At 68.0% G+C, this 26,787-nt stretch carries 20 protein-coding genes; 8 read left to right on the forward strand and 12 right to left on the reverse strand.

Annotated features, from left to right (window positions below; all coding sequences use genetic code 11):
- Nucleotides 1-113 precede the first annotated feature (113 nt).
- The gene (locus AC1AYN_RS06855) at nucleotides 114-1,190 is read left to right on the forward strand and encodes a LacI family DNA-binding transcriptional regulator (protein WP_476532698.1); all 1,077 of its coding nucleotides are present in this window, start codon (nucleotides 114-116) and stop codon (nucleotides 1,188-1,190) included.
- Here the strand turns inward: AC1AYN_RS06855 and AC1AYN_RS06860 are convergent.
- Entirely contained in the window at nucleotides 1,094-2,194 is a 1,101-nt protein-coding gene (locus AC1AYN_RS06860) for a LacI family DNA-binding transcriptional regulator (RefSeq protein ID WP_476532699.1), read from the reverse strand. The genes AC1AYN_RS06855 and AC1AYN_RS06860 overlap by 97 nt on opposite strands.
- Nucleotides 2,195-2,519: 325 nt before the next feature.
- Here AC1AYN_RS06860 and AC1AYN_RS06865 point away from each other — a divergent pair, with 325 nt between their 5' ends.
- Both AC1AYN_RS06865 and AC1AYN_RS06870 read left to right on the forward strand, forming a co-directional pair.
- The gene (locus AC1AYN_RS06865) at nucleotides 2,520-5,921 is read left to right on the forward strand and encodes a bacterial Ig-like domain-containing protein (RefSeq protein WP_476532700.1); all 3,402 of its coding nucleotides are present in this window, start codon (nucleotides 2,520-2,522) and stop codon (nucleotides 5,919-5,921) included.
- 160 nt (nucleotides 5,922-6,081) lie between these two features.
- The gene (locus AC1AYN_RS06870) at nucleotides 6,082-6,486 is read left to right on the forward strand and encodes a type II toxin-antitoxin system HicB family antitoxin (RefSeq protein ID WP_476532701.1); all 405 of its coding nucleotides are present in this window, start codon (nucleotides 6,082-6,084) and stop codon (nucleotides 6,484-6,486) included.
- 4 nt (nucleotides 6,487-6,490) lie between these two features.
- Here the strand turns inward: AC1AYN_RS06870 and AC1AYN_RS06875 are convergent, their stop codons facing one another.
- From AC1AYN_RS06875 to AC1AYN_RS06905, 7 genes are all read right to left on the reverse strand, one after another.
- Nucleotides 6,491-8,191 (reverse strand): ABC1 kinase family protein, encoded by a 1,701-nt coding sequence (locus tag AC1AYN_RS06875; protein ID WP_476532740.1) that lies wholly within the window; start codon nucleotides 8,189-8,191, stop codon nucleotides 6,491-6,493.
- 294 nt (nucleotides 8,192-8,485) lie between these two features.
- Entirely contained in the window at nucleotides 8,486-8,779 is a 294-nt protein-coding gene (locus AC1AYN_RS06880; RefSeq protein WP_476502658.1) for a phasin family protein, read from the reverse strand.
- A 64-nt stretch (nucleotides 8,780-8,843) separates the two neighbouring features.
- Nucleotides 8,844-9,596, reverse strand: coding sequence for a type 1 glutamine amidotransferase (locus AC1AYN_RS06885; RefSeq protein ID WP_476532702.1), 753 nt, complete (start codon nucleotides 9,594-9,596; stop codon nucleotides 8,844-8,846).
- Nucleotides 9,597-9,621: 25 nt separating this feature from the next.
- Nucleotides 9,622-11,046, reverse strand: coding sequence for a MurT ligase domain-containing protein (locus AC1AYN_RS06890; RefSeq protein ID WP_476502660.1), 1,425 nt, complete (start codon nucleotides 11,044-11,046; stop codon nucleotides 9,622-9,624).
- Between the two features lie 5 nt (nucleotides 11,047-11,051).
- Nucleotides 11,052-12,656 (reverse strand): replicative DNA helicase, encoded by a 1,605-nt coding sequence (gene dnaB / locus AC1AYN_RS06895; protein WP_476502661.1) that lies wholly within the window; start codon nucleotides 12,654-12,656, stop codon nucleotides 11,052-11,054.
- A 415-nt stretch (nucleotides 12,657-13,071) separates the two neighbouring features.
- On the reverse strand, nucleotides 13,072-13,674 hold the full coding sequence (gene recR / locus AC1AYN_RS06900) for a recombination mediator RecR (RefSeq protein ID WP_476532703.1): 603 nt from the start codon (nucleotides 13,672-13,674) through the stop codon (nucleotides 13,072-13,074).
- Between the two features lie 22 nt (nucleotides 13,675-13,696).
- Nucleotides 13,697-16,513, reverse strand: a complete 2,817-nt coding sequence (locus AC1AYN_RS06905; protein WP_476532704.1) for a DNA polymerase III subunit gamma and tau — start codon at nucleotides 16,511-16,513, stop codon at nucleotides 13,697-13,699.
- Nucleotides 16,514-16,768: 255 nt separating this feature from the next.
- On the opposite strand from AC1AYN_RS06905, the gene AC1AYN_RS06910 reads away from it, so the two are divergent.
- Nucleotides 16,769-17,350: a TetR/AcrR family transcriptional regulator gene (locus tag AC1AYN_RS06910; RefSeq protein WP_476502664.1), complete on the forward strand. Its 582-nt coding sequence runs from the start codon at nucleotides 16,769-16,771 to the stop codon at nucleotides 17,348-17,350.
- Here AC1AYN_RS06910 and AC1AYN_RS06915 read toward each other — a convergent pair.
- From AC1AYN_RS06915 to AC1AYN_RS06930, 4 genes are read right to left on the reverse strand one after another with little or no spacing between them, the layout of a single operon-like run.
- Nucleotides 17,347-18,480 carry a diacylglycerol/lipid kinase family protein gene (locus tag AC1AYN_RS06915; RefSeq protein WP_476532705.1) on the reverse strand — a complete coding sequence of 378 codons (1,134 nt, stop codon included), beginning with the start codon at nucleotides 18,478-18,480 and terminating at the stop codon, nucleotides 17,347-17,349. The two genes, AC1AYN_RS06910 and AC1AYN_RS06915, sit on opposite strands and share 4 nt — an antisense overlap.
- 57 nt (nucleotides 18,481-18,537) lie before the next feature.
- Nucleotides 18,538-18,912 carry an Rv3654c family TadE-like protein gene (locus tag AC1AYN_RS06920; RefSeq protein WP_476532706.1) on the reverse strand — a complete coding sequence of 125 codons (375 nt, stop codon included), beginning with the start codon at nucleotides 18,910-18,912 and terminating at the stop codon, nucleotides 18,538-18,540.
- Nucleotides 18,909-19,283 carry a TadE family type IV pilus minor pilin gene (locus AC1AYN_RS06925; protein WP_476532707.1) on the reverse strand — a complete coding sequence of 125 codons (375 nt, stop codon included), beginning with the start codon at nucleotides 19,281-19,283 and terminating at the stop codon, nucleotides 18,909-18,911. The genes AC1AYN_RS06920 and AC1AYN_RS06925 overlap by 4 nt, the downstream gene beginning before the upstream one ends.
- A gap of 5 nt (nucleotides 19,284-19,288) precedes the next feature.
- Nucleotides 19,289-19,579 carry a DUF4244 domain-containing protein gene (locus tag AC1AYN_RS06930; RefSeq protein ID WP_476502668.1) on the reverse strand — a complete coding sequence of 97 codons (291 nt, stop codon included), beginning with the start codon at nucleotides 19,577-19,579 and terminating at the stop codon, nucleotides 19,289-19,291.
- 1,347 nt (nucleotides 19,580-20,926) lie between these two features.
- Between AC1AYN_RS06930 and AC1AYN_RS06935 the strand changes: the two genes are divergently transcribed.
- From AC1AYN_RS06935 to AC1AYN_RS06950, 4 genes are all read left to right on the forward strand, one after another.
- Complete coding sequence (locus AC1AYN_RS06935; RefSeq protein ID WP_476532708.1) at nucleotides 20,927-21,880, forward strand: hypothetical protein; 954 nt, start codon at nucleotides 20,927-20,929, stop codon at nucleotides 21,878-21,880.
- Between the two features lie 35 nt (nucleotides 21,881-21,915).
- Nucleotides 21,916-23,034, forward strand: a complete 1,119-nt coding sequence (locus AC1AYN_RS06940; RefSeq protein ID WP_476532741.1) for a CpaF family protein — start codon at nucleotides 21,916-21,918, stop codon at nucleotides 23,032-23,034.
- The gene (locus AC1AYN_RS06945) at nucleotides 23,031-24,311 is read left to right on the forward strand and encodes a type II secretion system F family protein (protein ID WP_476532709.1); all 1,281 of its coding nucleotides are present in this window, start codon (nucleotides 23,031-23,033) and stop codon (nucleotides 24,309-24,311) included. The genes AC1AYN_RS06940 and AC1AYN_RS06945 overlap by 4 nt, the downstream gene beginning before the upstream one ends.
- 142 nt (nucleotides 24,312-24,453) lie before the next feature.
- Nucleotides 24,454-26,691 carry an RNA degradosome polyphosphate kinase gene (locus AC1AYN_RS06950; RefSeq protein WP_476502671.1) on the forward strand — a complete coding sequence of 746 codons (2,238 nt, stop codon included), beginning with the start codon at nucleotides 24,454-24,456 and terminating at the stop codon, nucleotides 26,689-26,691.
- Nucleotides 26,692-26,787: the final 96 nt, after the last annotated feature.

The raw sequence follows: 26,787 nt of genomic DNA on the forward strand, positions 1-26,787 counted from the left end.
ACGGATCGCGACCGGGCCGCTCGTCGTGGGCGGCGTCATGACGCCGCCGTGCTACCGTGTACACGATTCCGCTTTCCGGAACCGATGAACGATCTTACGAAATGGGAATCCCGATGCCTAGAACAGCGAACCGCGCGAAGACCGCGTCGATCAAGGACGTCGCGGCATTGTCCGGCGTCTCCGTGCCGACGGTCTCCCGCTATCTCAACGACCGCGAGCGCGTCAGCGAGGAGAAGCGCCAGCGCATCGCCAAGGCGATCGAACTGCTCGACTACCGTCCGAACCCCATCGCCCGCGCGCTGGTCAGGGAGCGCACGCGTCTAATCTCCGTGCTGACGACCGACACCACGCTGTACGGACAGTCGGAGATGCTGCACGGCATCGAACTGCGCGCCCGCGAGGACGAATACCAGCTGAACATCAACATGATCACCGGGGAGTCGCGCGACGACATCCGCCGCAGTGTGCGCCGCGCGTTGGACCAGAACCCGGTCGGCGCGATCCTGCTCAACTACGACGCGGCCAGCGCCGAGGCGTCCACGTTCTTCCCCTCAGACATGCCGGTGGTGCTCGTCGCCGGCGACCGCAATCCGGACGTCGCGCAGGTCTCGCTGCAGGAGAACGACGGCGGCCGCGACGTGACCCGCCATCTACTCTCGCTCGGACACCGCACCGTCGTCCATGTGGCGATTCCCGGCGGTTCGGGCGGCTACAGCCGACTGTCCGGTTGGCGGCAGGCGCTGGCGGAGGCGGGCGTGTTCGCGCCGGAGCCGGTGATGGCGACGTGGGACCCGTACAGCGGACGTGAGATCGGGCGCGAACTAGGGTCCCGCCGCGACGTGACCGCGATCTTCGCAGGCAACGACGAGGTCGCGATGGGCGTCATCCGCGGGCTCGGCGACGTGGGCCGCCGAGTGCCGGAGGATGTGAGCGTCGTCGGGTTCGACGACCACCCGCTCGCGAAGGTGTGGGATCCGGCGCTGACGACCGTGCGCCAGGATTTCCGCCGGGCCGGCAGCGTCGCGTTCGACATGTTGGCCGCCCAGATCGACGACGTGGTGGCCGGGCGCGGGCGCACCGACAATTGGACACGCTACACGGAGTTGCCCGGCGAGCTCATTGTGCGCGAATCGACGTCGCAGCCGCATCCGCAGGAGCGGCGGGCGACGAGCGACGCCGCGACCAGCTGAAGGTCAGGCGCGCGGTCGGGTTCGACGGCCGCACGGAAGATGCGTTCGGCGATGGCGTGGGCGTCCTGTCGGACGACGGTGAGCGGCGGCCAGCTGAACGCGGAATCCACGGTACCGTCGAACGAGATAAGGGCAATGTCTTCGGGGACGCGCACGCCCCGCTCGTGCAGCGCGCGCAGCGCGCCGATCGCCTCCAGATCGGAATCGGCGAACACGGCGTCCGGGCACCGGCCGGAATCCAGGAGTGCGAGCATCGCCTTATAGCCGCCCTGACGGGTGAATCCGGCGTCGACGACGGGACCGGCGGCGATGCCGGCCTGATCGTGCACGCGCCGCCACCCCTGGATGCGCGGATCATCGAGCCCGTCGCCGGCCTTGCCGGACAGCATGGCGATCGAGGTGCGCCCGTGGGCAAGCAGATGCCTCACCGCCGATTCGACAGCCGACTGGAAGTCGGTGGACACGCATTTCGCGCCGGGCACCGGCTTCGTCTGGTCGAGGATGACGAACGGGCATTCCCGGCGCGGAATCGACGCCAGTTCGGATGAGGGCCGTGCCGAAGCGACGATGACAGCGTCCACCTCACGGGCAATGAGCCGGGCGATGCGGTCCCGCTCCTTGTCCGAATCTTGGTGCGATGCCATGAACATCGCCGAATACCCGCTGCGGGAGGCGATGGATTCCAGTTCGCCGTACACGTCGGAGAAGAACGGATTGGACAGATCGGGCACGACGACACCCAGCGTGCGCGACGAGCCGGTACTCAGCGCCCGCGCCACCGAATTCGGGCGGTAGTCGAGCTTCTCGGCCGCGGCACGGACCCGTTGCGCGGTCTCCGGGGCGACCGGGCGCGGGCCGTCGTTGAACACGTAGCTGACCACCGCCATCGAGACGCCGGCAAGACGCGCGACGTCGGCGCGGGTGGCCCTGCGGCGGCGGCTTTTCCCCGCCGTCGTCTCTCCGTTCGGCCGTGCCGTCTCGCCCCACCGTTCGGTTCCGGACATTGCGCCTCCCTGATGTTCCGCCGATCTGATGTTCCGCCGATTCGCCGGGCCGCCGGCCCGGTGGCCCATGGCGGTCCCGCCTGCCGTTTCACCTTGCCGCACGTCATCGACCATGATCGCCGATGCGCGTGTTCTACGCCAGTAGAACATAGCGGCGTTCTCGTTATGGCAGATAACACGCCGCGCATATCGCGCTGATTTGCGTCATTTATCTACGCGCGTAGAATCGATGGTGCGATTCGATGTGGGAATCGTTGGCGCGGTTCGATGTGGGAGCTACGGCACCAACCAGTCAACGAGGAAAGTCAACGAGGAAAAGGGAATCATGAGCATCACGAAACGCATACTGCGATCGGCCTTCGGGGCGACCGCGGCGCTTGCCACGCTGTTCATCGGCGGCGTCACGACGGCGAGCGCCCAGGCGCAGGACAATCCGAAGCCGGCGCAGACCATCACCGCCGACTATGCGACCGAGACCGGCGACTTCCACGGCGGCGCCTCCGGCATGCTGTACGGCCTGGGCGACGACGGCTCGCCGACCGACGCGATCCTCGACGGCGCGCGCGTTCAGGTGACCTCGCAGAAGCCCGCCGACGGTCTGCAGCACCCCAGCGCCGACGTACTCGCCGTGGAGAACTCGTTCTTCGCCAACGGCGGCGAACAGCTCGTCGTCAACCTGCAGGACTGGTACCCGGACTGGTCGTACAACGGCGGCAAGCGCCCCGGCGACACCCGCACCTACAAGCTCGACGTCGACCCGAACGACGCCTCCTACGGCACCTACGCCGACGGCCAGGCGAACGGCCGCTGGGACTTCGACGAAGTGCTCGAAGTGGTGATGAACAAGATCCTCGCCAACACCTCCCACCCGGACGACATCGTCTTCATGCCGTTCAACGAGCCGGACGGCGGCAACTGGTACGCCTCCGGCGACAACGCGAACGCCGCGATCTACAAGCAGTTCCTCACCGATTGGAACGATGCCTACGCGACCATCCAGAAGGTCTGGAATCAGTACAAGAGCGGCGAGAAGGCCAACGTCAACGGCGTCAAGCCGACCGCCGACCACGCGCTGGTCGCCGGCCCCGGCGACAGCGTGTGGCGCGCGAACCGCACCAAGGCGCTGCTCGAAAGCGCCAAGGCGGCGAACACCCTGCCAGACGTGACCGTCTGGCATGAGCTCGGCAACGGCTCGCTGAAGAACTACCGCAGCCACTATGAGCAGTACCGCGGGTTCGAGAAGGAGCTCGGCATCTCCCCGCGCGCCATCAACATCTCCGAGTTCGGCGAGCTGCGCGACATGTCCGTGCCGGGCCAGCTCGTGCAGTGGATGAGCATGTTCGAGGGCACGAAGGTGCAGGCGCAGACCGCCTACTGGAACTACGCGGGCAACCTCAACGACAACATGGCCCGCGCCAACAGCGCCAACGGCGGCTGGTGGATGTACAAGTGGTACGGCGACCTGCGCGGCACGCAGACCGTGAAGGTGACCAGCGAGCACCCGGACAGCGTCGACAACCTGCAGGGCATCGCCGCGATCGACAAGACGAACCGTAAGGCCACCGTGCTGTACGGAGGCGCGAACGACAGCACCAAGATCGGCGCGGACGTGCCGGTGACCGTGCATCTGACCGGACTCGACCCGGACGTGTTCGGCGACCACGTGGACGTCGCCGTGCGCGAGAACGCCTACACGGGCCCCGACGGTGTGGCCGCCACGCCTCGCGTCGTCAATGCGGTCTCCAACGCCGAAGTCAAGGACGGCACCCTCGACGTGACCACCGTCAGCGTCGACCGCTACGCCTCCTACCAGCTCGTCGTCACCCCACACCAGGACACCGCCGTCGCCGTGGACGACGCGGCGAACGGCCGCTCGCTGCAGACGATCGAGGCCGAGGACACCGAGATGACCGACGGCGCCCGATCCTACACGAAGAGCGACAACACCGGCTCCTGGGGCAACTTCATGTTCTCCGGCAACGCCGACGTCGGCAACTTCAAGAACGGCGCCAAGATGACCTGGAAGGTGGACGTGCCGGCGGACGGCGACTACCGTCTCCAGCTCATCACCGCACCCGCCGGCTTCCCCGGCGTCAACCACGTGAGCGTCGACGGCAAGGCCGCCGGCGACCTGGAAATCCCCGCGGAGCTGGCGCTCAAGGACGCCGCCAAGTGGAAGTACCGCGGCAGCGCCGAGATCGTGCTCGACGACCTCACCAAGGGCGAGCATTCCATCACCGTCGAAGCGACCGACCTCGACAACGAGTCCGACAAGCTGCTGCTCTACCAGGTCTCCAAGGGCGGCGACTCCCCCGTCGATCAGGTGACCTACCCGGCGTCCGACATCCGCCTGTCTGACGGTGCCAAGCTCTCCTACTCGGGTGACGGCACGAACGGCTTCGCCGATCTCAACGGCGGCACCGCAGACGTGTTCGCCCACGCCTGGCAGGCCGGCTACCACGAGGTGACCGTCTCCTACCACGCCGCCAAGGGCGCGACGATTGCGCTGGCTGTGAACGGCCAGCAGGCCGCTACCCTGACCGCCGGCGTCGACGGACTCCAGACCTCCCGCGTGAAGGTCGCCCTGTCCGAAGGCATCAACCGCATCACGCTGGGAGGCGCGGCCGGCACGCTGGTCCAGAGCGTCACGACGGCACGCGCCGCCGACTCCGACGAGAAGGCCATCACGGTCGAAGCCGAGAACACCAAGCTCTCCGGCGGTGCGAAAGTCGCCAAGGACGACTCCTCCGACGCGAGCGGCAAGGCGTTCGTGACCGGCCTGGGCAACCAGTTCGTCACCAACGAAAGCGGCAAGGCCGGCTACGGCGACCAGACGCGTGTCGAGGCCACCGCGGACCACGTGCCCACCGTCATCCAGAACAACAAGGGCACGATGACCGTGTCCGGCGTGCCGGCAGGTACCTACACCATGGTCGTGAGCTTCTCCAACGACGCGTTCATCGGCAGCCACTCCTACAACCCGCAGATCGTCGACCTCGGCCTGCAGGTGCGCCAAGGCGGCGCCGACGGCCAGGAGATCGCACGCGGCGCGTTCCGCTACACCTACACCGACAAGCACTTCATGAACCGTTCGGTGAGCGTGACCACGGCCGGAGGCGACCTGACCCTCGGCAACTGGGATGAGGTCGGCTCCCGCAAGGCTGCGGTCTCGTGGGGCGGCGCGCCGAACGTGGACAAGATCACCTTCTACCCGCTGGTCGCCGGCGAGGTCGAGAACACCGAGCCGGAGCCTCAGCCGGGCGTGACGCTGGAGTCGATCGACGCGAAGGCCGCGAGCGACCACATCACCCTCGGCGGCGAACTCACACTCACCGTCACCGCCCACTACAGCGACAAATCGTCCAAGGTCCTGGACGCCGGCGCCTACCAGGTCAGCGGGTTCGACGCGAACAAGACCGGACAGCAGACCGTCACCGTCACCTACACCGAAGGCGACAAGACCGTCACCACCCAGGTCACGGTCACCGTCGACAAGAGCGGAGACAACGGATCCGGCGACACGAACGGCAACGGCAACGGCGCAAACGGCAACGGCGCGAACGGTGCCGGCAACGCCGGAAACAAACCGCAGACCGGTACGAGCGACGGCACCGGCAAGACCGGCCTGAGCGCCACCGGCGCTGGTGTGGCCGCGATCATCGCCGCGACGGTGATGCTGACGGCCGCCGGCATCACCCTCACCTTCACGAGCCGCAAGCGCGCGTGACAGCCCTCTAGGGCGAGCGGTTCCCGGCCCCCTCTGACGAGGGGGCTGTCCGCGTAGCGGACTGGGGGAGAGATACCCGAAATGCAATCACCGCCCCATCCAACACCACTCCATCCAACACCCGCGTTCCAACGCTCATATCGGTGGTATCATCACCGATATGAGCGAATCCCAGAACACCGGGTCACGGAAGACCCCCGCCACCGCCGCCCCGAACGGCTCCGACACGACTGCCACCGTCCCGGACGTCAACCATTACGCCTACCGCATCCGCTGGGACGGTAAGTCCGAACGGTTCGTCGCCTCATGCGCCGAACTGCCGGACGTGACGTTCGAAAGCGCTTCGCAGCTGGAGGCGTTCGTCGGTATCCGCAACGCCGCGGAGGCCGAGGTCACGCGACTGGTGAAGGCGGGCGAGGAGGCGCCGGAACCACTGTCGGAACGCCGCTTCTCCGGGCGCATCCTCGTGCGCATCCCCCCGGAGCTGCACCGTTCCTTGAGCATCGAGGCCGCCGAACAGCACATCAGCCTCAACCGCCTCATCTCCAACCGTCTCGCCGGCTGACGGCCTACCGCCGCTTCTGCTTGCGGCCCTTCAGGTAGATGTCGGCGACGATCCAGCATCCGAGCACGAACGCCACCACGTACCCCAGGAATCCGACGATCGGGATGCCGAAGATGATCGGCTTCATGCCCGCGTAGTACACGATCGACGATCCGATGAACAGGCCGACCACGATCAGCGCCATCGTGAGCCTGTTCACCATGTCGCTCAGCAGCTGGAACGGCTCCTGCGAGCCGACGAGCTCGATGTTGGTGCGCAGTTGCCCGCGGGTGAGCATGCGGACGGCCACGTTGAGCTCGCTCATCGCGCCGAGCGCGCTGTGCAGCGCCTCATGTCCCTCCACTCCCAGGGATTTCAGCTCGTCCGTGACCATCTGCTTGGGGCTTTTCGACGTAGCGATGTGCTTGGAGATGATCTCGATCATGTTCACGTTGGGGATGAACTCGTCGAGCAGGCCCTCCAGCGTGACGAGCGCACGCCCCACGGTGGTGACGGTGCTCGGCACCTCGATGCCGTGCCGGGTGGCGAGGTTGGTGAGCGCCGTGATGAACGCGGCGATGTCCAAATCGGCGAGGTCGACGGTGCCGTATTCCTTGACGATCGTATCGAGGTCGGCGAGCAGCGACGGATAGTCGGCCGGATCCGCTTCGGCGCCGGCGAAGCGCAGGAGCCCGTCGGCGAGCTGCGGCGAATCCTGTTTGGCGACGGCGAAGATCATCTCCTTCATCACGGCTCGCGTCTTCGCGTCGAGCCGGCCGGTCATGCCGAGGTCGATGAGCACGATCTGCCCGCCTCGGATGATGATGTTGCCCGGGTGCGGGTCGGCGTGGAAGAAGCCGTCGTCGAGAATCTGCGTGGCGTAGTTGTCGACGAGCTTGGTGCCGATGTCGTTGAGGTCGTAGCCGGCGGCGATGAGCTTGCCCGGATGGGAGACGGAGATGCCTTCCACGTATTCCATGACGACCACGTGCTCGGTGCACAGGTCCGGGTAGGGCGTCGGGCAGTCCATGTATTTGAAGGGCGCGGCGAACCGTTTGAACTCGGCGAGGTTGCGCGCCTCCACAAGGAAGTCGGTCTCGGACTGGAACGTATCCCACAGCTCCTCGACCACGCCCTTCAGGTCGACGATCTGCGTGTTGCGAAACACCTTGGTGGCGCCTTTGGCGATGGAGCGCATGATGGACACGTCCTGCGCCATGGTCTCCCGCACGCCGGGGCGCTGCACCTTGACGGCCACGTCCTCGCCGGTGACGAGCGTGGCGCGATGCACCTGGGCGAGCGAGGCGGAGCCGAGCGGCTTGGAGTCGATATGCGAGAAGATCTCATCCACGGGCCTGCCGTATTCGGCGGCGAGCGTGTCGAGCACGGTCTCGTAGGGCATGGGGTCGGCGTCGGCGCGCAGTTTGGCGAGTTCGTCGCAGAAGCTCTGCGGCAGCATCTCGGAACGCATCGAGAGGATCTGGCCGACCTTGACGAACGTGGGTCCGAGCGCCTCGAACATGAGGCGCATCTTGACGGGCGTGAGGCCTTTGAGCGCGTCGAAATGGTTGACGATGCGCACGATCTGCGCGAGTCGCTTGGCCTTGCCCCGGCGCGTGAGATGGTAGCGCGCGGCGAAGTCGTCGCGGCGCGGACCGAACAGTCCGATGGTCTCGTTCTGGGCGGTGTCCCACACCGGCACGGGCACGGGGATGTCCGGGGAGATGTGCGACGCGGCGGACTGCCGCTCGGACCGTTCCGCGGACGGCGCCGTCTCGGACGACTTCGCGGCCTCGGACGACTGTGCCGTCTCGGACGACTGTGCCGTCTCGGACGACCGCGACGGCGAGGCCCCCGCCTGTTCGCCGTTCGTCTCTGTTGTCGACGTGGGCTTCGTATTCGTCACGATACGTCTCCTTGATCGGGCTTGAACCGCGGCGACCGTCGGCGGAATCCCCCACACGGACGAGGGTTCATCCGCCGACGGTCGTCAGCGCAATCGGATGGGAAGCTTCGGCGGTCAGGCCTCGTCGGCCTTCTCGTCCGCCGGCTCCTCCGGCGTTTCGGCCGGATCGGCGGCGTCCGCGGCCTTGGCGGCGCGCTTCTCGTCGTCCTTGGCGGCGTTGTTGACGAGCGACTCGCCCACCTTGCGCTTGAGCTCGGTGTTGAGGCTCTTGCCCTGTTCGACGGTCAGCTCGCCCTTCTTGACGAGGTCGTCGACCAGCTCGCTGCCCTTCTCGTATCCGGTGGCAAGGGCGCCGATGCCCGCCAGCACGACCTTGCGCAGGCCGTCACCCAAATCGAAGTCTGCCATGATATCCCTCCTTCGTGAAGGTCGCGCACGGCTCGCTGCCATGCGCACGTACGCTCTAAGCCTACTACCGCGGTCGCGCCGCGGCCACCTTGCGTGCCTGCTCGGCGATCTCGTCAATGCGCTCAAGCTCCCTGCGCTGTTCCTCGGTCTGGTCGGCGGTGCCGAATTCGCCGTAGCGGCGTTCGGCGGCCACGCGGATCAGATAGTCTGCGATGGCGGGGTTCTTCGGCAGGAGCGAGCCGTGCATGTACGTGCCGATCACGTTGTTCATGCGCGCGCCTTCCGTATGGTCCTCGCCGTTGTTGCCGCGTCCCTCCTGGTCGACGTGGCCGAGAGGCGCGACCCCGGCCCGCAGGAACGTCTGCCCGGAATGGTTCTCGTAGCCGATGATGTCGCCGAATTCGTCGGAGTGCTCGACGAGGTTGCCGATCATGCGCACGTCGCGGCCGACGGTGTGCGCCTGGATCACGCCGATGCCGTCGAGGCGCGTGCCGTCCACGGTCTCGAAGTATTCGCCGAACAGCTGGTACATGCCGCAGATCATCAGCATGGGCACGCCGTCGGTGGCGAGCGCGCGCAGCAGGTCGGCACGGCGGAAGAAGTCGTCGACGATCTTCTTCTGACCGGTGTCCTGCCCGCCGCCGCCGAGGATCATGTCCACGTGTTCGGGCCATTCGTCGCCCTGGTTGTACGCGGTGACGCGCGGCTCGTAGCCGTAGAGCGCGAGCCGGCGCGTGATGGTGAGCACGTTGCCGGAGTCGCCGTAGATGTTCATGTCCTTCGGGTAGAGGGACATCACGTCGATTACCTTGCCCATGTCTTGTTCCTCGTTTCCCTTCGTCCTATTCGCCCACGCCGGCGTCCGCCACGTCGGCGATGCGGCCGAGCGCGGCGCGCACCTTGAGCATCGCGGTATACGTGCAGTAGATGTGTTTCGGCGTGCCCGGGTTCGCATGCACGAACAGGTTCAACGCGGATTCGATGTCGGTGTCGGTCTGCGAGACCGGCACCTGGTCGTATGCGAGGCGCAGGGCCATGTCCCAGGCGCGCACGCCGGACACCTGCGCGACGCCGGTCCCGCGCAGGGAGGTGAAGTCCACGTCCCACAACCAGCTCATGTCGCGGCCGTCCGCGTATTCGTCGTTGATGACGATCATCGTGTCCGCGCCTTCGGGAGGGAAGCTCGCCAGGGAGAGCCGGAAGCCCATCGGGTTCTTGACGAGCAGCAGTTCGACCGGGCTGCCCGCCGCCTCGATGACCTCGCCGCGCCCGAACGCGGGCGTGACGCGCGCCACGGCCCGGATAAGCGAGTCGGTGTCCGAGTCGGCGAAATGCCTGAGCCGCTCGCGGAACGCCTCGCCTCCGGCGGGGGCAGCCGCGGTCCGCGCCCGCGGCGCGTCGGCGACGACCGTGCGCACGACGGCGAGCGCGGCGGCCGCGTTGTACAGGTTGTACACGCCTTCGAGCTTCACGTCGGTCGTGTGCTCGCCTCCGTCCAGTCGGAACGTGGCCCGATGGTCACCGAATGCAGTGAACGTCACGTCCGCCGGCAGTTCGACGGCCTCGGCGTCGTCTTTCCGCTCCTGCCGGCCGGCGGCGGCCGTGCCGGAGACTGCACCTTCCTCCACGCTCACGGTGGTGGCCATGTCGTCGTCGGAGGGGAAGAGCTTCTTCAATTCGTCGGACAGGCCGAAGTAGCGCACCTGCGTGCCGGCGGGCGTCAGGGCCGCGAGCGCGGCGATGCGCGGATCCTCGCGGTTGAGCACGACGGTGCCGGTGGTGGTCTTGGCGACCTCGCCGAGCAGCCGCGCCGTGTTGTCGATCTCGCCGAAGCGGTCGAGCTGGTCGCGCATCACGTTGAGCAGGAGCGCGTAACGGGGTTTGACCTGCTTGACGAAGTGCACGGCGTACGCCTCGTCGAGTTCCAGCACGGCGATGTCGGCGTCGAGCCGGCCGCCCAGCGTGACCTGCTGGAGCAGCGCGGAGACGACGCCGCGCGTGAAGTTCGAGCCGGTCGGATTGGTGAACACCTTGAGCCCGAGGTCGGAGAGCATCGAGGCGACCATGCGCGTGGTCGTGGTCTTGCCGTTCGTGCCGGAGACGAGCACGACGCCGAGCGGGAGCCGTCCGAGCGTGCGCGCGAGGAAGCCCGGGTCGATGGTCTCGATGACCTTGCCGGGGAACGCGGATCCGCCGTGGTGCAGCAGGCGGGACGCCCAGCGTACGCCTTTGCCGATGGCGGGTGTGGCGAACGAATTCCATGCCATGTGTCTCATACCCCCTGTCCGCCGGAGTTGTAGTCCTGCGGCATGTCCTTGAATTTCGATGTGGCGCCGAGGAACGCCAGGTGGAAGGTCTCGGTCGGTCCGTTGCGGTGCTTCGCCATGATGATGTCGGCCTCGCCCGGCCGGTCCTCCTTGTCGTAGAAGTCCGGTCGGTGCACGAGGAACACCACGTCGGCGTCCTGCTCGATCGATCCGGATTCACGCAGGTCGGAGAGCTGCGGCTTCTTGTCGTTGCGCATCTCGGGCCCTCGGTTCAGCTGGGAGAGCGCCACGACCGGCACCTCCAGCTCCTTGGCGAGGAGCTTCAGCGCGCGGGAGAATTCGGAGACCTCCTGCTGGCGGCTTTCGACCTGTTTGCCGGAGGTCATGAGCTGCAGGTAGTCGATGACGACGAGCTTCAGGTCGTTGGTCTGTTTGAGACGGCGGCATTTCGCGCGAATCTCCATGAGGCTCATGTTCGGCGAATCGTCAATGAACAGCGGGGCGTCGTCGAGCTTCGACCAGAAGCCGTTCAGCGTGTTCCAGCGTTCCGGCGTGATCTCGTCGGCGCGGCGCAGGGCTCCGAGCGGGATGTTCGTCTCGGCGGAGATGATGCGCTGGGCGAGCTCCACCTTGCTCATCTCGAGGCTGAACACGATGGTGGTCATGTGGTGGTGGAGGGCGGCGGCGCGGGCGAAGTCGATGCCGAGCGTCGACTTGCCCATGGCCGGGCGGCCGGCGACGACGACCATCTGGCCGGGCTGGAGGCCCTGCGTGAGGTCGTCGATGTCGCGGAATCCGGTGGGCACGCCCTTGTTGACGAGTCCCTGCTGGAGCTTGTCGAGCTGGTCGAGCGCGTCGTGCACGACAGGGCCGATCGCGGCGTAGTCCTGGCGCACCTTGCCGACGCTCATCTCGTACACTTCGGCCTGCGCGAGGTTGACGACGTCCTCCGCCTGCGAGCCTTCGGCGGAGTAGCCGAGCTGCGCGATCTTGGTGCCGGCGGCGATCACGTTCCTGAGGATCGCGCGCTGGTGCACGATCTCCGCATAGTACGTGGCGTTCGCCGCGGTGGGCACGGAGGCGACGAGCGAATGGAGGTAGTCGGCGCCGCCCACCTTCTCCAGGTCGCCGCTTTTGAGCAGCTCGTTCGCCACGAGCACCGCGTCGACGGGCTGCGAGGCGGAGAACAGGTTGATGATCGCCTCGTAGATGGTCTGATGCTTCGGCTGGTAGAAGTCGGTGACCTCGATCATCTGCGAGACCTCGCCGATGGCGTCCTTGCTCATGAGCATGCCGCCGAGCACGGCCATCTCCGCGTCGTCGTCATGCGGGGGCACGCGGTCGAACAGGGCGTCCCTCACCGGCGTGCCGGTCGCGCCAGGCACGTACCCGCCGCGACCGTTCCCGCGGCCCGTGCGCGTGCGGCCGCCACGGTCGCCGCCACGGTAGGGGCGGTCCGCGGGCGCGTCGTCGCCGTACGGGCGATCTGCGGGCGCACCGTCCGCAGGCTCGTCGAAGCCGCCGTCCGCGCCGCCGAAGTCCTCTTCGGGAGGCGTGAAACCGGCGTCGCCGTCGTCATGCGGTTCGTCGTTCCAAGGTTCCTCAGCCATAGGCCACAGTATAGATTCCCGTATCGAGTGCGGTACATATCCACCGCTTTCACGGCGCGCTGGGATTGCGGCCGGCGCTTGCCGCCAATGCCATCGCCGATGCCCGCCACCGGCACCCATCGCCGATACGCGATTCGCAGGGTTTTCCCAGCGAATCGCATCGGCTTTCCCGGGCTTCCGCATCGTCGCTTGGAGGTTCACGCGGTTACATATGAATCACCGGCGAACGACAGACCGCCACGACGGAACAGACCATCGGGCGGACGAAAGCGAACCGGTGAGGCCGTACCCCTTCTTCCCGGCCCCATAACCATAACTGAAAATCCTCTTTCTTCTTCCTCTCTCTCCTTCTCGAAAGGGTCCGGCGGACGCATCCGCCGGACCCTTTCGTTCGTTCCTGGCCCGTTTGCCGCCGCTACGCCTCGCGGCGGCCGGCGAGGGCCCGGCCGAGCGTAATCTCGTCGGCGTATTCGAGGTCGGAGCCGACGGGCAGGCCGCTGGCGAGACGCGTCACCTTGATGCCGAGCGGCGAGAGCAGCCGGCTCAGATACGTGGTGGTCGCCTCGCCCTCGATGTTCGGGTCGAGCGCGAGGATGACCTCCTTGACCGTGTCGTCCTTCAACCGTTCCAGCAGTTTCGCGATGTTCAAGTCGCCAGGCCCCACGTTCGCCATCGGGTTGATGGCGCCGCCGAGCACGTGGTAGAGGCCGCGGTACTCGCGCGTGCGTTCGATGCTCATCACGTCCTTCGGCTCCTCGACCACGCAGATGACGGTGTGGTCACGGCGCGGATCGGCGCACACCGGGCAGGGGCTCGACTCGCATACGTTGCCGCACACATCGCAGAACCGCACCTTCGCCTTCACCTCGGTGATCGCGTCGGCCAGGTCGGCGGCCTCCTGCTCGTCGGCGCTGAGCAGGTGGAACGCGATGCGCTGCGCGCCTTTCGGCCCGATGCCGGGCAGCTTGTTAAACGCGTCGATGAGACGCTGAATCGCGCCGTCATACGCCAATGCCATGTGGTCGTCTTCCTTCCGTCATCTACTCGTCGTGCTTGGGCGCGGCGTGCATGTTGCGCGGGTTGCGCGGGTCGTCGGCAGCGAACGTCTCGACCTTCTTCACTTCGAACAGCCTGCGCAGCTCGTCGCGGTTCATCGCCACGGCGCTGCCGAGCGATTCGTCGTCCATCGAATATTCGTCTTCGTCCGCGTCGACCTGCGGTTTCACGGGCCCGGTGGATTGCGCCGGCGGCATGTTCCACGGGTCGTTCGCCCGGGCAACCGGTCCGGGCTGCGGCTGCGACTGGGGCCGCGGCGTGGAGGCGGGCGAAGGCGCGTTCCACGGGTCATCGGGTTCCGCGGGCGGCGGCACGTCCTTCCACGGGTCGTCCGGCTCGACCGGCTCCGGCGCCATGGCCCGCGAGACGCGCGGTCCCGCGCCGGGGCCAGCAGGCCGGTTCCCGTTCGCGCCACGATCATCACCGTTTCCAGCGGCCGCGGCGTTCCCGCCACCGAACGCGGCACCGCCGTTCGCCGGCAGCGGTGTGTTCCACGGGTCGGCGGCGGTGTTCCACGGGTCGGCGGGATCCGGCGTATTCGCGGATTTCACGCCGTCGCCCGCGCGCCGCTCGGGCGACACGGACGCGGCGGGCGCGGGTTGCGCCCACGGATCCGTGTCGTCGCTCAGGTCGGGCACCGCCACCTGTTTGCGATGGTGTTCCGGCTCCTGCGTCCGGGATTGCGCGGGGGATTCCCGTTTCGGCATCGGGTGCGCCCAGGGATCGTCGTCCGGTGACGCGGACACCGGCTGGGCCCACGGATCGTCGCTCGCCGGCGCGGAGCCGTCCGATGCCGCACCAGCACCGGACGGACCGGACGGTACAGCTCGGTGACTGTCATCGTCCTCCGACTGGCCGGATGCCGCCGCGGACGGCGCCGCGGACTGTTCGCGCGCGCCTTCCTTGGCGGCGACGGCGTTCGCTTCGCCGGATTGCGCCTTGGCGGCCGCCGCCTGCAGGTTCTCCTGCAGCAGCTGGGCCTTGATCCTCTGCTGCTCGCCCTGCGGCAACTTGCTGAACGGCGGCGTCTTCTGGCCGTCGTCCGTGCTGGGCGTCGGCGCGATGTCGGTCTGGTCTCCGAACACCTTGCGCACTTCGCCGCGCACGATCGAGACCACCTTGTTCGTACCGTCCACCGGCTCGGAGGCGACGGCGAGCGCGAACGCGTACTTACTCAGCGCGGTGTCGAACCGCATCCACACGCGCGGGCGGCCCGTCTTCGGGTATGCGGCGACGAACTTGATGCGCACCTTGTCACGCGACACGTAGCGGCGCACGTCCTCGGGGAGGGCGGCGAGCATCGCGTCCCACTTCTGTTCGGGGGTGCGGGTGTCGGGCTGGGCGGGGGCGGAGGGTTGCGCCGGCGCCGTCTCCGGCGAGGCCGCGACGGCCGTCGTCGAGGAGGGCTGGGCCGCCTCCCCCTCGGTCGCGCCGTGCGCGACGGCTCCCCCACGTTCATGGGGACGCGGGGAACCGCCGCCCTGTGCAGAGGCGGCGGTTTCGTGATGCTGGTTGCGGGATGCGCCAGCGAAACCGACGCCGTGCGTTCCGGTCGTCGCGCCGGCGAAACCGACGCGCGCACCCGTCGCGGTACCTGCGGCGGTACCGCCCGTATGAGCGCCGGAACCGGACGCGACGCCGGATGCGGGCGGCGCACCGGCACCCGTCGCACCGGCGACCGACGTGGCGAATCCGTTCTCACGGCCGGCGAGCAGGCGCGCGGCCAGCAGTTCCAGTCGCATGCGCGGCGAGATCGCGCCGGTCATCTGCCCGAGCGTCGCGTTGATGATGTCCGCCATCGCGGTGAGTTGCGACAGTCCGAGCGCCGCCGCCTGACGGTGCAGGTCGTCCATGTCCTCCGCCTCGGCGGTGTCGGAGAGCACGTTCTCCGCACGGTCGCCGGCCAGGGTGAGTACGAGCAGGTCGCGCACGCGGGCGAGCAGATCCTCGACGAACCGGCGCGGGTCGAATCCGCCGACCACGACCTTCTGGATCACGCCGTACAGCTTCTCGCCGCTCGCGTCGATCACCGCGTCGACGGCCTCGCCGATCAGCGCCTCCGGCGTGAAGCCGAGCAGCGCCACGGACGCGTCGTGCGTGATCACGCCGTCCACCGCGCCGACCATGAGCTGGTCCAGCACGGACAGGGTGTCGCGCACGGAACCGCCGCCGGCGCGCATCGCCAGCTTGAGCACGCCCGGCTCGGCCGTGATGTGCTCCTTGGCGCAGATCTCCTCCAGGTACGGCCCCATCACTTCGGCGGGGACGAGGCGGAACGGGTAATGGTGGGTACGCGAGCGGATCGTGCCGATTACCTTGTCCGGTTCGGTCGTCGCGAAGATGAACATGACGTGCTCCGGCGGCTCCTCCACGATCTTGAGGAGCGCGTTGAAGCCCTGCGGCGTGACCATGTGGGCCTCGTCGAGAATGAAGATCTTGTAGCGGTCGCGAGCGGGGGCGAAGCCGGCGCGTTCGCGCAGTTCACGGGCGTCGTCCACGCCGTTGTGCGAGGCGGCGTCGATCTCCACCACGTCGATGGAGCCGGGACCGCCGGTGGCGAGGTCCTTGCAGGATTCGCATTCGCCGCACGGATGCGAGGTGGGGCCCTTCGCGCAGTTCACGCATCGGGCGAGGATGCGCGCCGAACTGGTCTTGCCGCAACCTCGCGGGCCGGAGAACAGGTAGGCGTGCGTGAGCTTGCCCTCGTCGAGGGCGCGCATGAGCGGGACCGTGACCTGGTCCTGGCCGATCACCCCCGCGAAGGTGTCGGGTCGATAACGGCGGTACAGCGCCAAAGCCATCGCTGGTTCCTACTTTCTTTCCATCGGATCGTCCGGAACGCGGGCCCGCGCCGGATTCCGCGGGCCGCTGCCCGCCCGGACGTCCATTGCACTGCCCTCTAATCTATCCCAACCGGCGCACGTGCGACTACGCATCGCACGCGCGATGCCGGACGGGACGCCGCGCACGGGGTCGCACACGGCCGCGGCGACCGCGCGTGTCCGCCGTCCCGCCGCGCATACACTGGGCATATGGGCATTGACACGACGTCAACAATGACGGTCAAAGGTGACGCGAGACGGCTCGCGATTGTGCGCGCGGCACGGGAGATCTGCTTGGAGAAGGGCTTCTCCAAGATCACCGTGAGCGACATCGCCGGACGCGTGCACATGACCAGATCGCTGTTCTACCACTATTTCCCCGACAAGGACGCGGTGGCGGACGCCGTCCTCGACGACGTGGTCGAAGACATCCTGACCAAGCTGGCCGTCTGGGACGCGTCCCGCGAACCCGGCAACATCGGCAAGGCGCTCGACGACATCGTGCGCCTCACCCGCGCGCTGATCGCGGACGAGAGCCCGTTCTCCGCACGCATGATCCACGAGGGCAACGCCGAACTGTACATCCGGTTCATCGACCGCATCGCCGACCGCATCGCCGACATGTTCGAACGGACCACCGTACGCGATTTCGAAGCGCTCCACGGGCTGCCGATCAGCAACGTGCACGAGACGTTCTTCACGCTGATCGTGGGCCTCATCTCGCTGCTGCGCTCGCACCCGGAGACGCCGGACGAGACGGTGAAGAGCCTGCTCGCGCAGACCCTGCACCTCACCGAATACATCGGCACGGACTAGACGAACGCGCCGGTGACCGGGTCGCGGCCGTCGCGCCCAAGCATGGCGAGCACACGGTCCTCGCCATGCTCGCGTTCCTGCAGCCGGGCGACGGCGGGAGGCACGAGCACGCGCAACGCATGGCCGCACGCCCGCACCGCGACCGGCAGCCGGCCGACGTACTCGCCGTCAGCCATGAGCACGGGCGGCTCGACGCCCTCCCCCGCACGCGTGATCTCGACGTCGCGCACACGCTTCCAGCCGAACACCTTCGAGCCGAGCAGCTTGCCGTTGTAGCCCTTCGAGATCGCATCGGCGATCTCCACCACATTCGGCATGTGGTCGATCCAGATCAGGTCGAGCAGACCGTCATCGAGCCGCGAATACGGGGAGACCTCCAGCCCGCCGCCGATATGCCGCGAATTCGCCACGGTGAGCATCGGCGAGACGATGTCCCGCTCCTCCACCGAGCCGTCCGCCAACGTGGCCTTCACGTGGTAGCCGTACCGTTCGAGATGCGCAACCTCCACGAGCACGGCGGCGAAGTAGCGCAGCGAACCGCCCGGCAGCCGCGAACGGTTGGCCCGGTCGTTGATGCTCGCATCCAATCCGCACGACAGCATGCCCGCATAGTAGCGGTCGAACGCGGACGCCGTTCCGGCACGCGCCTCGCTAGACGGCTCCACCTCCTCGCCGGTGGTCGGGTCGGTCGCGACGGCACCGGCCAGCGCCGTCACCCGCCCCATATCCACGTCGATGTGCGAACCGCGCACGATGGCGCCGACGATGCCCTCCACCGCGGTATCCACACGGTTCACCGGCAGCCTCAGGCCACGGGCGAAATCGTTGCCCGATCCGGTGGCGACGATGCCGAGCGGCTTGCCGCTGGAACCGACGGCGTTCGCGCCGAGGGCGATCATGCCGTCGCCGCCGACCACGACGAGATGGTCATAGTCGGCGATACGCCCGCGCGCGTTGGCGAGGGAATCGTCGAAACCGTCGCCGGTCAGGTCGATCACGTCGAACCCGTACCGTTCGCCGGCTGCGGCCAACAGCCCGCGCACGCGCTCACCGACCGCGGTCCCCTTGCCCTTGTCGGACGCGGGGTTGCCGACCATCGCGACCACGCCGTAATCCTTGCTCTCCGTCATGCCTTCACGATAACCGGAAAGCCGGCGGAACCGCCAGTGCCGATGAAACGATGGCGGTCAGCCGTCGCACGGCACCGGTCCGGCGCGCGCGTCGACCGTGATCTCTGGCATGAACGGCACGTCGGTGGCGAGCGCGACGCGCACCGTCACGTCGCCGCCGTCCTCGCCGCCGACCTCGCAGGAGGCGAGGCGGCCGGCGTGCGCCGTCGTGACGGTGGCGGCGACGGCGCACGGCTCGCCGCCGCCGACGTTCCGCCCGACCGCCGCGGACAACGCGGCCAGGTCGGCGGCGGACCGGCCGACGGCGCGACGCACCAGCAGGTGGCCGGCCGAGGCGGCGGCGGTCAGCAGCACGGCGACGAGCATGATGAGCGCGATGCCGGCCATCGTGCCGGATCCCTCGTCGGCATGTCCGATCGCGGCGCGGCTCATGTGATCACCCCCACGGCCCGGCCCTCGACCCGGGTGGGCAGCACGCCCATCGGATCGGGGATCACCGGGCAATGCGTCGTCACGGTCACCCGATCACCGGCGCGGCTCACGTTCACCGTGATGCCACCACCGCCGACGGCGTGGGCGACGGCCGAGGGATCGGCGTCGTCGCCGGCCGTGACCGCCGTGCGCGCGGCGGCCGAAGCGGCGTCCTGGCATCCGATGGACACCATCACCGTGCGGGCAAGCGCGAGCAGCAGCAGCGCGAGCGCCACGACGGCGGGCAGCACCGTGGCGAATTCCGCGGTGACCGCGCCGGGATCGGCATGCGGCGGGCGTCTGGCCCGACGCCGCATATAGCGTGCGGTCATGGCGATCAGCCTCCCATCATCAGCGCCTTCTTGACGATGTCGAGCAGCATCTTGCGCACGGCATCGGATTTGAGGATGGCGACGAGCAGGGCGGCGAAACCGGTGGCGGCGACCAGCACGACCGCGTATTCGGCGGTGGCGGCCCCCTCCTCGGGCTCTGCGGCGAGCGTGCGCATGCGCGCGTCCATCACGCACAGTCGGGCGCGGCACGTTTCGCGCAGGCGTTCGGCGCGCTCGCGGGCATGGGTGAAGATGCCGGCCCGCCCTTCGCCGTTGACGGGGATGACGGTGTTCATGGGAGTTCCTTTCCTTGAGGATGGTGGGTGGTGGGGGTTGGTATGGATGTGGATGTTCGCCGGTTGGCGGGAAATCGGATGGAGAATGGGGTGGCAGCTGCCATAGGGGTTGGCGATGAAGGTCGGCGACGACGCCGGAGGAGGCACGATATTGAGTTATGGACCGATCGGTCGTTCCACTGTGCGCGATGGGTGCCGGAACTCGCAACGGATTCCGGGGCATGTGGTCAGTACCCCCTGGTTTTCCACATCCCGGGCGTGTCATCCACATCGTTGTGGATAACACGGCACGTGATATCACCGGCTTCCGCCGATAACCCCCGATTCCGAAACATGCAGGGATACATACATACGGAACCAGGCTCGGACAAACGAAAAGGCCCGCCGAAGCGGGCCTTTTCCACAAGTCCAACCTAGGAGCAGAATCTCAGCACAACATCATCGTTGCAACGGTAAGTCTTTCCAATGCCCGTCCAACGTATCAGTCCTCGTGACCATTACTCTTTGTGGGCTCTGCTCTGTTCGGTTTTCCTTGTAGTTCATAATCTAGGCGTGCGGGCGGCACCACGCAACCTGGGAAAGGGCGTTGTGCGTTTCTTTGCGCAATTGGTCGTTCGACCGTCGGAAAAACGCTTTTTTGGCGTTTCCTGTTCGTTTTTCGCCGGCGTTCTGTGCCATTGCGTGCGTTTCGGACGTCATCGCGGCGTGTCGCCCAATTGGCGCCGAGCGCTGTCCGATTGGCATCCGGCCGCCGCCTGACCGATACGAGGGACCGTCACCATCCGGACGACGAAACCCCCGATTGTGGACAACCCGTCGGCGGTTGTGGACAACCTGCCGGAACACGGTGGACAATCCGGCGGTTTACGCGGGTAAACCATGGGCTCCGACCACATCACCCCGCACGGCTTGCCCGGCACCCGCCCACACCGCTTCAATCGAATCATGAACACGCCAGCACCACTCACGCCATCGCCATCGATACCGCCGCCGATGGATGACCGGACGATTCACGCCGACATCGCGTCGTCCGCCGTCGTCCCATCGCCCGTTCCATCGACCGCCTCATCGGCCGCTCCTCCGGCCGCGCCGACGCCGGCCATCCCGATGCCGGCCGACCCGCCGTCCGTCGCCCTGCCCCGACGCGGCCCGGCCACGCCGCGAATCGTGACCACGGCGCATGGGCCGACGCCACGGCGCCACTACGCCCTTCCGCAATCCACGCTCGCGCCGACGCCGGTGCCGGTCCCGACCGTGACGGTACCGGCTCCGGTTACGCCGGCACCACCGCAGTCCGCCGCTTCCACGCCACCCGACCGGCGACGGCGCAAAGGCGCGTCCAAGGCCGTGGGCCCCAGACGAAAGGCGACGCCGCAACGCCTCATGTCTCGTCGGGGCGCGATCGCGACGGTACATCGCGCCAAGCCGTCCGTACCATGCCCGCTCCCGGAGACCTCGCCCCCGGGCAATCTCGTCGTGTTCACCTCGCCCAGCGGCGGCATCGGCACGAGCACGCTCATGGCGCTCACCGGATTGGCGCTGGACGGACGCGGCGTCGACTGCGCGCTGCTCGACGCCGATCTGGATGGCGGCGGGCTCGGCGTGCTGCTCGGTATCGAGCACGAGCCCGGCCTCACCCTGCAGGATCTCGACGCACCGCTCGGGCATATCGAGGGATCGGCGTTGAACCACGAACTCCCCGCCTGGGAGGGCATACGCGTGCTCGCCCATACGCCGTGGCGGGGCGGGAATCCGGAATGGTGGGAGCTCGAGGCCGCGGCGGACGCGCTGGCCGAAGCGAACGACATCGTGATGGTGGATGCGGGCCGGGGCACGGTCATCCCGCGCATGCCCCGATTCGCCGCCGCGCATCAGGTGGTGGCCGTCGACCTGTCCGTGCTGGGCATGGCCCGCGCGAAATCGCATCTCGCCATGCTCGACCGGCTGCGTGACGCCATGCGCGGCGGCAGAGGCGGCACGACCGGGAGCGCCGGCACGACGGGAGCCGTGCCTCCCCAGCCGCTCGTCGTCGGCGTCGAGCCGCGCGGACCGGCCCGATCCAAGGCCTCCTCGTCGGTCGCGGTGGCGGAGGCGGTCGCCTATATCGGCGAGGACATGCTCGGCCCCGTACGCTGCGCACCGGCGTTGTGCGCGGACATGCTCGCGGGGTTGGGCATCCGCACGGTGCCGAAACGCAACCGGCGCGTGGTCGACGCGTTAGCCGACGGCATCCTCGCGGCCGCCGGCATCCGCGCGCCGGGAGGAAACCGTGCGGCGGACGGGGAACGGAGGCCATCATGAGCGGAAACCATATGGCGGGCGCGATGACGGACGCGATGACGGACGTCACGGCGATCGCGTTCGGGCCGCTCGACTCCATCGTGCGCGATCCGCGCGTCACCGACGTGGCGGTGACCTGCGACGGACGCGTCTGGGCGGACGACGGAAACGGCATGCGCGAGCGCCGGCCGCGCATACCGTTCCGCGATGCGCGGACCGTGCGCGACTACGCGGTGCGCCTGTGCGCGCAACTCGGCCGCCGTCTCGACGACGCGTGCCCCATCGCCGATGCTTCCAGCGGCGGCGGCATCCGTGTGCACGCCGTGATTCCGCCGATCGTGCCGTATGGCGCGTCCCTGTCAATCCGTCTGCCGGACCGCACGGCGTCCACGCTCACGGACCTGTGCCGCCGTGGATTGTTTCCCGCGCCTTGGCTGCCCGTGCTGCGCGGTCTGGTCGCGCGACGCGCCACGCTGCTCCTCACCGGCGGCACCGGCGCCGGCAAGACCACGCTGCTCAAGGCGCTGCTCGCCGAATGCGACCCGGCGGAACGCATCGTCACCGTGGAGGAGGTGCGCGAGCTGGGCGTCCTGCCGCTCGACGATCACGTGTCGATGGTCACGCGTGAGGCGAACGTGGAGGGCGCCGGCGCGGTCGGATTGCCGGAACTGGTGAAGGCGACGCTGCGCATGCGCCCCGACCGCGTGGTGCTGGGAGAATGCCGCGGCGAGGAAATCGCCGACCTGCTGCGCGCCTACAATTCCGGCCACCATGGCGGCATGACCACGCTGCACGCCGACAGCGTCGCGCGCGTGCCGTCGCGTCTGATTGCGCTCGGCCTGTTGGCGGGTCTCGCCCCCGAGGCGACGGCCATGCTCGCCCGTGACGCGTTCGACGCGGTCCTGCACCTGGAACGCGTCGACGGACGACGCCGCATCGCGCAGATCGGCCTGTTGGGCGGGACGGCGGGCGGCGCGATGACGAACGGCGCGATGACGGATGACGCGATGACGGATGACGCGACCGGCATGGCGACGGGCGTCACGGCGACGGGCGGAACCCCTGTCCGCCCGGCCGCGCTCGCGGGAGTGCCGCTGGCCACGTGGACAGGCGCGGACCAGCCCTCATATGCGCCGCAATGGCGTCGTTTCACCGACCGGTGGAGGCTGCCATGACGACGACCACGATCATCGCCTCGGCCGGCATCGCGCCGGGCGTCATCGGCCCGCTCATCGCGGTTCTCGCGATAGCGGCGGCGGCCGTCGCCATCGCGCCCATCGTCATGCCCGCCATCGTGCGCCCCGTCATGCCGCCGGGCGCGCGGAACCGAGCGCGCGGGACTCGCGGACGGCTTGGGAACGGCGTCGTCGCTTCCGCCGCGCCGCCGCGCATCGGCATCGATGCGACGATCGCCGCCGTCATCGCGCGCGTGAAAGGCGGCGGCACCGCCGTCGAAGCGTTCGAAGAGCAGGGAGGCGTACGGTTCGCGACGCCGCGCGTGACCGTCGCGCGCGCCGCGACGGTGCTGCGCGTGCGCGCCAAGGACGACGAATCCGAAACGGACGTCGCGACGGCGGCACGGCATCTCGCCGCGGCATGCCGGTTGAGCGAACGTACGGGATGCGAGCTGGCGCGCTGCCTGGAGGCGGTGGCCTCGGACCAGAGCCGGGCACGTCGCGCCGCCGAGCTGAAACGGCAGACGTTCGCGATGCCGAAGGCGACGATACGGCTGCTTTCCGCACTGCCGGCCGTGACCGTGGCGCTCGGCGAGCTGTTGGGAGCGCGACCGGTCGCGTTCCTGTTCGGCTCACCGCAGGGACTGCTGTGCTTGGGATTGGGCGGATTGTGGTATGCGGCCGGTCTGGTGTGGACGCATCGGATGTTGGCGTCGTTCGACGATGCGGGAGGCGACACGGACGCCGACCTGCCGATCACGCTCGCCATGCTCCATGCCGCGCTCAGGCAGGGCGCATCCATCCCGGGGGCATTGATTGCCGTGGGCGAGGCGATCGAGCGCCCGGCGCAGGACGATACGGAGCGTGACCGGGCGAGGCGCGACGGCACACGGCGCGGCGGACCGAAGCGTGACGGACCACGACATGACGGACCGAAGCGCCGCGGCCCGGCGCGGGACCTGCCCACGTGTCTGCGCGCGGCCGGCTATGCGCTCACGCGCGGCGCGACCTGGCATGAGGCATGGATCGGCGCGGGTGCGGGAGGCCTGCCGCTCGAATCGGTCCGCGACTGCCTCGGCGAGGCGTGGATGCACGGCGTCTCGCCGACGGCACGGCTGGAACTCGCCATCGAGCGGTACGGCCGGGACGAGGCCGCGGCCATCGAGCGGGCCGCGGCCGAGCTCTCGGTGCGCCTGCTCGCGCCCACCGGACTGTGCTTCCTGCCCGCGTTCGTGCTCATCGGCGTGATACCGGCCATCGTCTCGTTCGCGCTGTGAGGCATCCGCCGGCCGTCCGGCCACGCGTTACCGCTCACAGCACCGTCTCCCGCCCACCGGGCGACGCCCAAAATGTGAACTCGCGTTGAACTTTGGCGCGTATACCCACAACCCAACCGTCTCAAGGCCTAGGATGACAATCATGGCACAGATTTTTGACGCACCATCGAAAGCGATTCTGCGAAGCCAAATCGCAGAGCACATCGCCGAAACCGACAAGAACGATCGGCGCGAGACCCTTGAAGGCGAGGCCCCGCTGCCGACCGACCGCTTCTTCGACCGCGAGCTGAGCTGGCTCAAGTTCAACAAGCGCGTCCTCGAACTCGCCGAAGACAAGGACCAGCCGCTGCTGGAGCGCACCAGCTTCGCGGCGATCTTCGCCAACAACCTCGACGAGTTCTTCATGGTCCGTGTGGCCGGTCTCAAGCGCCGCATCGACTCGGGCATCGCCGTGCCCTCCGCCGCCGGCCTGAGCCCGCGCCAGCTGCTGCGCTCGATCAGCGAGCAGGCGCACGCGCTGCAGAACGAGCACGCCCACTACGTGATCGACGAGCTGTTCCCGGCCCTCGCCGAACAGCACATCGTGCTGCTCAGCTGGGACAAGCTCACCACCGCCGAGCAGGAGCGCCTGTCGCGCTACTACCGCCAGCAGGTGTTCCCCGTGCTCACCCCGCTCGCCGTGGACCCGGCCCACCCGTTCCCGTACATCTCCGGCGGCTCCATCAACCTCGCCGTGATCGTCGAGAACCCGGCTTCCGGCAAGTCCCACTTCGCACGCGTGAAGATCCCGGGCAACCTCAACCGACTCGTGCCGGTCGACGACATGACCGACGAGGAGTCCAAGGAGGAGCGCTACGGGTTCATCACGATGGAGAACCTCATCATCGCCCACCTGGAATCCCTGTTCCCGGGCATGATCATCAAGGAGGCCCGTTCCTTCCGCGTCACCCGCAACGAGGACATCGACGTCGAAGAGGATGACGCCGAGAACTTGCTCAACGCGATGGAGAAGGAACTGCTCCGCCGTCGCTTCGGACCGCCGATCCGCCTCGAGATCTCCGACCAGACCAGCCCGTTCCTCTCCCAGCTGCTCGCCGACCAGCTCGGCGTCACGCCGGAGGAGGTGTACCGTCTGCCGGCACCGCTCGACATGACCGTGCTGTTCGAGCTCGGCGGCATCGATCGTCCGGACCTCAAGAACCGCCCGTTCATCCCGACCACGAACCGTCAGATCGCCGAGGTCGAGTCGAGCCGCGCGCAGGACATCTTCGCCGCGATCCGCGAGCGTGACATCCTGCTGCACCACCCCTACGACTCGTTCTCCACGTCCGTCCAGGCGTTTCTGGCGCAGGCTGCTGCGGATCCTAAGGTTCTGGCCATCAAGCAGACGCTCTACCGAACCAGCTCCAACTCGCCGATCATCGACGCGCTGATCGACGCGGCGCATGCCGGCAAGCAGGTGCTGGCGCTGGTCGAGATCAAGGCCCGCTTCGACGAGGACGCGAACATCGCGTGGGCGCGCAAGCTGGAACGCGCCGGAGTGCACGTCGTGTACGGCATCGTGGGCCTCAAGACCCACTGCAAGCTCATCGAGGTGGTGCGTCAGGAGGCCGACGGCCTGCGCCGCTACTGCCACGTGGGTACCGGCAACTACAACCCGAAGACGGCCCGCATCTACACCGATCTGGGCCTGCTCACCTGCGACCCGGTGGTCGGCCAGGACCTCACCCGCCTGTTCAACCAGCTGTCCGGCTACGCGCCGAAGTCGAGCTTCCACCGTCTGCTCGTCGCGCCGCGCACCATCCGCACCGGCCTGATCCAGCGCATCCGCCGCGAGGAGGATGCCGCCCGCGCCGGCAAGGAGGCGTGGATCAAGATCAAGGTCAACTCCGTGGTGGATGAGAAGACCATCGACGCCCTGTACCGCGCCTCGCAGGCGGGCGTGAAGATCGACATCGTCGAGCGCGGCATCTGCTCGCTCAAGCCCGGTGTTCCCGGCCTGTCCGAGAACATCCGAGTGCGTTCGATCCTCGGCCGCTTCCTCGAGCACAGCCGTATCTACGCGTTCTGCAACGCGGACGGCCCGCAGATCGGCGAAGGCCCGCTGTCCGGCCCGGAGGTGTGGATCGGCTCCGCCGATCTGATGCACCGCAACCTCGACCGTCGTGTCGAGGCGCTGGTGCGCATCACCGCACCCGAGCAGATCCAGGAGCTGCTGGACTACATCGACCTGCAGATGGCCGATTCCACCTCCAGCTGGCATATGTTGCCGGACGGCTCCTACGAGCGCCACTCGAAGGACGAGGAGGGACGCCCGCTGGTGGATTGCCAGGAGTACCTGATCCGCAAGCACACGCGTCGTCGCGGCAACCACAGCTGAGACAACCACAGCTGACGCCGCAGCTGAAGCGACGGGCCTCGCATGAGACCCCGTCGCCCGACGTTCGCATAGCGGTCGCGCCGGTGGAACCTTTGG

This window comes from Bifidobacterium sp. LH_413 (assembly GCF_056357015.1).